Below are 5,893 nucleotides of genomic sequence, written 5' to 3' on the forward strand. Positions count from 1 at the left end.
GTTCGGTGCAGTATTCTTCCGACATCATTTCATCGCTCCGGGGGGTTCGATGCGCACAACCGATTCCGTTGCCAGGACGGTCGACGTCCCACCATGGCCGGGTTCGTCCCGCACGACGCAGTGAAAGCCGATCCCGATCGGATCCGCCGTGCCTCTGCTCGGATGTCCGGCCTCGCCGACGTGTTGTGGGATGACATCGATCTCGTCCGTCTCGCCGTGGAGGAATTGCTGGAGACCTCCTGGACAGGCGCTGCGGCCGATTCCCATGCAGTTCTATGGGCGGAGTGGGTCGATTCGGCTCGGAAGATATGCGGCGCGCTCACCGAGGACGCGTGGCTGCTCGATGGCATTGCGACCGAATACGCCGCAACGGACAACGTGATCGATGAACACGTGGTGGATTCCGGCCTTCGGTTGGACCGTTGACGGCGCGCTACGTCGCCGACGTCGAACAGATTCTCGCTCTTGTCGATCGCGCACACATAGTTGGAGCCACGATCGAATCGGCTATCGCCGAAGTGGAGCGCGAGGTGAACGATCTCGGCATCGAATGGGAGGGCGAAGCGGCTGAGGCTCACCGCTCGGAGCACGAGCTGCTCCGGCAGGAATTGAACGATATGCGAACCGCGCTCGCGCAACTCGGCACGCTGGCGCGAGGCGCCCATGATCGCTACCGCGCAGCCGTCGACCACAACAAGCGAATGTGGCCCTGATGGCCCCGATCAGCGTCGACCCGCACATCCTTGCCGATGCGGCCTCCCACTACAGCAGCGCCAAGACCATCTCGAGCGGCGCGATAACGGAACTCGCAGCGGAACTCCACCGGAACTGGGGCTGCGCAGGCACCGACAACGCCGGAAAGTCTTGGGCAGACAGTTACGATTCCGCGGCATTCGACGCAGTCACCGCGGCGACCGACATCGCGAATGCGTTCGGCAAGCTCCACGACCTGCTTGCAGCAACCGGCGTCAATCACGCCAACGCAGAGAATGCGAACACCGTTCCGCCGACCCCGCCGCTGCCCGCTCCCCCACAACTTCCTCATACGAATACACCGCGGTTCAACGGTTCCTACGGCGGCGACACCGACGCCCCGATGGGGTGGGGGCTGATCACGCGATGGCTACAGGGCCACATGTGGCCCAACGGTGACCCGGAGGAGTTGCGGGGACTCGGAAGCGCGTGGCGCACCGCCGCCGAAGAGCTGAGACGAGCGAGCGATTCCACGAACTCCGCGTGGACCGACATCGAAAAACTTGCCTCCGACGAATTGCCGCAGGTCCTCGCCCAGATGGACGGCGTCTACAGCGCTGCGCACAACGTCGCCGACCAATTCGACACTCTCGCGAGCGCTTGCGGCGAATGGGCGTCGACCATTCAGGACGCTCACCAGAGCGTCATCGATATCGTGGGAACCGCCATCGTTGCCGGCACGATCGCCGGTGCAGTTGCCGGCTTCTTCACCCTCGGCGTGGGAACAGTCGCCGTTACCGGCGCGACGGGAAGCGCCATCGCCGGAAGTGTCATCGCCGTCCTGACCGGAGTGGAAGCGGCGTCCGCAATTGCCGTCGGTGTCACCGTGGCAACCGGGGCGGCGGCCATTGGAATTGCATCGGACGTGCAACCGCTCCTACAAGCAAGTCCGACCACCTTCAACGCGAACACCGGCGGAGGAAATTGGCACTACAACCCTCCCCCGGCTGATCGACGGCTTCCTGGCTTTCCTGATGCCAAACAGACGAAGCCGTTGAATAATCGACCGCGTTGGACTGACAACAGAGGAAATATTTTGGAGTGGGACTACCAGCACGGAGCTCTCGAAAAATACACGAAAAACGGAAAACACCTAGGCGAGTTCGACCCAGTAACGGGCGACATGACCAAGGGGCCAGTGCCCGGCCGAAAACCAGGGAGATGACAATGTGGTACTTGGACGCGTACGAGAACAAATCTGAACTTCTTGCAAAAATCTATCCGCTTCAGGGTGCAACCAGCACGACTATAAAAGAATTGATCGGGACAAATGAAGAAAGCGGACCGATTGAAGCCGCAATGCACGAGGTTGCGCCCGCAGACTTACCCAGATTCGCCAGATATATTGATGGCGAGCTGCTGATCGACCTCGGCTGTACATACTTCGTAGGCCTTTTCGCAGACTGACTAAAGGAGAAGGAAATGTGGTACTTGCAAGAATTCGATGATGAAACCGAGTTGGGAACAGAAATACACCTTCCTCGCGACATGACTGTCGAATTCGTCAAACGCACGCTCCAGATCGATGACAGCGACTTCGACCTACCCGTTGCAGTCGGCCAGAACGACGTTCCGGCGGAGAAGATACCCAACTTTGCTCGGTTCATGCAAATACCGTTCGAGGCGAAGGAGAATCATTCGTACGAAGTCTCGTTTCTTGCCGAACCGAAATAGACTTCACACTCCGCCGCCATGGCCGGTAAGCAAGAAGTAGCGAGACGGCATGTGGTATTTGGAATCTTATAATAAACGAACCGATACGATCGCACACAGCTACCTCCTGACTGCAATCACCGGAGACGAAATCAGAGAACTGATTGACGTCGACGAAAGTGAACTTCCCCTAGAAATGGGACCATATCCAGTCGCATTGGCCGACGTGCCGAAGTTCGCGCGGTACATCGAGGGCGATTTCAGGATCAGCTCCGATAATGAGTACTTCATCGGCCTGTTCACCGACTGAGGAAGGGCAGTCTGGCACCTCGAGACCAGCTGTAACGCGACTGAAAACCGGCCCGAAATTCACGTGCTCGGGAACATGACTGTCGACATTCAGAATCTGTCATTCGGCACCTGACATCACAACGCGCCCTGACACGGTCCGGAGGTTCAGATGCAGGCCTCGCGCACTCTTCAACCCTGTTCCAATGTCGTCCGTGAGACTCACGTCGCGGCGACTCCGCCCTGCGCTCAACCGCATAGACGATGAAGCGCGGCAATCGCTCAGTTCCCGCGCAGCCCAGCCATTTCGCAATCCGCACACCCGGTTGGACACCCGAACTCCCACTTCTTCGCTAACGTCGGACCATGACGGACTCGAAGGCAGTCGACATCGACCATCTCACCCACTCGCTGCGCGACCGCAACATCGCCGGGGTGACCATCGGCTGGGTCGACAACAACGGCATCGTCCGATCGCGCACCGTGCCCACCGCAGAATTGACGGCAGTCGCACGTCGCGGAGTGGGAATCACCGCGGTGTTCGCCGTATTCGATTCGCACGACGGGATCACGTTCGCCCACGATGGACTGTCGACCCCGTCCGGCGATGTGCGGTTGATTCCGGTGATCGACAACGCGTCGAGCGTAGTAGCGCTCGCCGGCCAATCGGGGCTTGCCTGGGTACACGGCCGGCAGCTCTCAGCAGACGGCTCTCCCTGGCCCTACGATCAGCGCGCGGTTCTCGAGCGTCAGGTGCAGAAGGCGTCCGATGCCGGATTCGAGGTGCGGGCCGGATTCGAGATCGAGTTCGCGCTGACTCGCGAATCGGACGGCCTGTCCGCTCATCGCGGACCTGCCTACTCCGCGAACGCAGTACGTGATGTCGACGAATTCGTCGTGCAGCTGCTCAACGCGCTTGCCGCGAACGGTCTGAATATCGGCCAGATTCACGCCGAGTACGGCGCTTCCCAGATCGAGATCGCGCTCAGTCCACTCGATCCACTCGCCGCGGCCGATGCGCAGATCCTCGCGCGGCAGACCATCCACTCAGCGGCACGCGCTCTGGATCTGCGGGCCAGCTTCGCTCCCCTGCCGTCGTCGAGCAGTGCAGGCAATGGTTGGCATCTGCACACGTCGCTGGTCCGCGACGGTCGGAACGCACTGACCGGTGACGGAGAGCACGGATTGTCCGACACCGGGCGGTCCTACATCGCAGGCCTGGTTCGAGAACTGCCGGGACTCACGGCCATCACGGCACCGAGTTCGGGATCGCTGTTGCGTCGTCGACCCGGCTACTGGGCCGGTGCCTTCGGGTTCTGGGGCGTCGAGAACCGGGAGGCTGCAGTGCGGCTCGTACCGTCGTCGCCGCTCCTCGGTCCGAATCACACCAACGTCGAGTTGAAAGCGTGCGATGCGTCCGCCAACCCGTATCTGGCGCTGGCCGTCACGATTGCGGCCGGCCTGTCGGGAATAGCGGATTCGGCCCAGTTGCCGCCACCCGTTCAAGAGGATGTGGGCGGCTGGGACGACGCACGTCGTGAGGCCGCGGGTATCTCCCCACTCGCGACGACCCATACTCAGCAGCGGGAGAACCTGCTGTCATCCGAACTGGTCGCGAACGTGTTGGGCGAGGATCTTCTGGGAGCGTTCGTTGCGTGCCGGGACGCCGATGCCGCGTGGGCGGAGAGTCACACCGAGGACGAACTGCTCGAGTCGTTGCGCTGGATCTACTGAGATGCTGCGACGGTTCCCTGGCGCAGGTGCAATCGTCTCGTCACTCGATCGTGTTCTGCCGCAACCGGATCAACTCTGCGGACCGTTCTCGGCATCGGTAGCGTTGACCGCTGTTCTCGACGAAGACGCACCGGATGTCACGGCACTCGCGGTCGCATCGGGATCCGCGATCTGGCCGATCGAGGTCGAGTCGGCGCGTCCCCCTGGATCGCCCCGGACCACCGACGGGTGGGATGTACTGCCGAGGGCTGCATCGATCGATGCAGCCGGGACCACAGCAGCAGGTCTCGCGGCGGGCATCGAGACGGCGACCGACCACCGTGTTTCCGTTGTTCCGATCAGGGGACCCGGTGCCGGGAGACTGCGTCTGTTTCTTTCCCGCCTCGCGGACGCGCAGTTCCGATTCAGCCTGCTGGCGAATGTACATACTGCAGAGTTGACCGAATTCGATTGGAACGTAGGGCATTTCGTGACCGTCTGGGGATTCGACCCAGCCGAGGACGGAGTAGCGATTGCCGACACCTATCGAGAACTCGGAGACCCAACTATGCCACCCGGATGTAGGACCGTCTCCGCCGATGCTTTCGCGTCGGCGATGTCCGAACGTGGCCTGCTCGTGATCGTCGAGAGCGATGATCGCGATGCCGCACTGGCTCTGACCCGATCGCTCGATCTACGACACGACGTGTGGTCGGTATGAAGCTCCGGGCCTGAGAAACACGAAATGGGCGTGGGTTCCCCGAGAGGAACCCACGCCCATCAGCGTGGTGTGGTGAAGCCCGAGGGCCTCAGATCACCAGGAGCTCTTGCGAACTCCGGGAAGCTCTCCGGCGTGTGCCATCTCGCGCACGCAGATACGGCAGAGGCCGAACTTGCGGAACACGGAATGGGGACGGCCGCAGCGGTTGCAGCGAGTGTATGCACGCACCGCGAACTTCGGCTTCTTGTTGGCCTTGTTGACCAATGCCTTCTTCGCCATGGACTCAGTTCTCCTTGAACGGGAAGCCGAGGTGCTTGAGCAGCGCGCGGCCTTCTTCGTTGTTGGTTGCGGTGGTTACTACGGTGATGTCCATGCCGCGCGGACGGTCGATCTTGTCCACGTCGATCTCGTGGAACATCGACTGCTCGTTGAGGCCGAACGTGTAGTTTCCGTTGCCGTCGAACTGCGTGCCCGAGAGGCCGCGGAAGTCCCTGATTCGGGGAAGGGCAATGGAGACCAGACGGTCGAGGAACTCCCACATGCGGTCGCCACGGAGGGTGACGCGTGCGCCGATGGGCATTCCTTCGCGCAGCTTGAACTGTGCGATGGACTTGCGAGCCTTGCGGATCTCCGGCTTCTGGCCGGTGATGGCAGCGAGGTCGGCAACTGCACCGTTGATCAGCTTGGCGTCACGGGCGGCGTCGCCGACACCCATGTTGACGACGACCTTGACGATGCCGGGGATCTGCATGACGTTCTCGTATG

The 5,893-nt window shown here is 61.5% G+C and carries 10 protein-coding genes; 8 read left to right on the forward strand and 2 right to left on the reverse strand.

The window, feature by feature from the left end; translation table 11 throughout:
• Positions 1 to 93: 93 nt before the first annotated feature.
• The 8 genes from A2J02_RS16715 to A2J02_RS16745 all read left to right on the forward strand — a co-directional run bounded on the left by A2J02_RS16715 (position 94) and on the right by A2J02_RS16745 (position 5,128).
• Positions 94 to 426, forward strand: coding sequence for a WXG100 family type VII secretion target (locus A2J02_RS16715; RefSeq protein WP_068051353.1), 333 nt, complete (start codon positions 94 to 96; stop codon positions 424 to 426).
• Positions 423 to 713 carry a WXG100 family type VII secretion target gene (locus tag A2J02_RS16720; protein WP_068051355.1) on the forward strand — a complete coding sequence of 97 codons (291 nt, stop codon included), beginning with the start codon at positions 423 to 425 and terminating at the stop codon, positions 711 to 713. The genes A2J02_RS16715 and A2J02_RS16720 overlap by 4 nt, the downstream gene beginning before the upstream one ends.
• Positions 713 to 1,918: a colicin E3/pyocin S6 family cytotoxin gene (locus tag A2J02_RS16725; protein WP_197478046.1), complete on the forward strand. Its 1,206-nt coding sequence runs from the start codon at positions 713 to 715 to the stop codon at positions 1,916 to 1,918. The genes A2J02_RS16720 and A2J02_RS16725 overlap by 1 nt, the downstream gene beginning before the upstream one ends.
• A 2-nt stretch (positions 1,919 to 1,920) precedes the next feature.
• On the forward strand, positions 1,921 to 2,160 hold the full coding sequence (locus tag A2J02_RS16730) for a DUF7683 domain-containing protein (RefSeq protein WP_068051359.1): 240 nt from the start codon (positions 1,921 to 1,923) through the stop codon (positions 2,158 to 2,160).
• A gap of 15 nt (positions 2,161 to 2,175) precedes the next feature.
• Entirely contained in the window at positions 2,176 to 2,427 is a 252-nt protein-coding gene (locus A2J02_RS16735) for a hypothetical protein (RefSeq protein ID WP_068051362.1), read from the forward strand.
• Positions 2,428 to 2,476: 49 nt separating this feature from the next.
• On the forward strand, positions 2,477 to 2,716 hold the full coding sequence (locus A2J02_RS27785) for a DUF7683 domain-containing protein (protein ID WP_149405341.1): 240 nt from the start codon (positions 2,477 to 2,479) through the stop codon (positions 2,714 to 2,716).
• Between the two features lie 344 nt (positions 2,717 to 3,060).
• Positions 3,061 to 4,428, forward strand: coding sequence for a glutamine synthetase family protein (locus A2J02_RS16740; RefSeq protein WP_068051364.1), 1,368 nt, complete (start codon positions 3,061 to 3,063; stop codon positions 4,426 to 4,428).
• 1 nt (position 4,429) lies between these two features.
• A complete protein-coding gene (locus tag A2J02_RS16745; protein ID WP_068051366.1) occupies positions 4,430 to 5,128 on the forward strand; it encodes a DUF6885 family protein in 699 nt (232 codons plus the stop codon).
• Positions 5,129 to 5,221: 93 nt separating this feature from the next.
• Here A2J02_RS16745 and A2J02_RS16750 read toward each other — a convergent pair whose 3' ends face one another.
• On the reverse strand, positions 5,222 to 5,407 hold the full coding sequence (locus A2J02_RS16750; protein ID WP_008718273.1) for a type Z 30S ribosomal protein S14: 186 nt from the start codon (positions 5,405 to 5,407) through the stop codon (positions 5,222 to 5,224).
• Between the two features lie 4 nt (positions 5,408 to 5,411).
• A partial coding sequence (gene rplE / locus A2J02_RS16755) for a 50S ribosomal protein L5 (RefSeq protein ID WP_068051368.1) occupies positions 5,412 to 5,893 on the reverse strand: 482 nt, incomplete at its 5' end.

The sequence above is a fragment of the Rhodococcus sp. EPR-147 genome (assembly GCF_001647185.1).
GTDB lineage: Bacteria > Actinomycetota > Actinomycetes > Mycobacteriales > Mycobacteriaceae > Rhodococcoides.

Excerpts from the sequence above, each read along its gene's own strand:
- A2J02_RS16730 (WP_068051359.1), top strand. The coding sequence starts at position 1,921 with ATGTGGTACTTGGACGCGTACGAGAACAAATCTGAACTTCTTGCAAAA.
- A2J02_RS16750 (WP_008718273.1), bottom strand. The coding sequence starts at position 5,407 with ATGGCGAAGAAGGCATTGGTCAACAAGGCCAACAAGAAGCCGAAGTTC.
- A2J02_RS16740 (WP_068051364.1), top strand. The coding sequence starts at position 3,061 with ATGACGGACTCGAAGGCAGTCGACATCGACCATCTCACCCACTCGCTG.
- A2J02_RS16715 (WP_068051353.1), top strand. The coding sequence starts at position 94 with ATGGCCGGGTTCGTCCCGCACGACGCAGTGAAAGCCGATCCCGATCGG.
- A2J02_RS16725 (WP_197478046.1), top strand. The coding sequence starts at position 713 with ATGGCCCCGATCAGCGTCGACCCGCACATCCTTGCCGATGCGGCCTCC.
- A2J02_RS27785 (WP_149405341.1), top strand. The coding sequence starts at position 2,477 with ATGTGGTATTTGGAATCTTATAATAAACGAACCGATACGATCGCACAC.
- A2J02_RS16735 (WP_068051362.1), top strand. The coding sequence starts at position 2,176 with ATGTGGTACTTGCAAGAATTCGATGATGAAACCGAGTTGGGAACAGAA.
- A2J02_RS16745 (WP_068051366.1), top strand. The coding sequence starts at position 4,430 with ATGCTGCGACGGTTCCCTGGCGCAGGTGCAATCGTCTCGTCACTCGAT.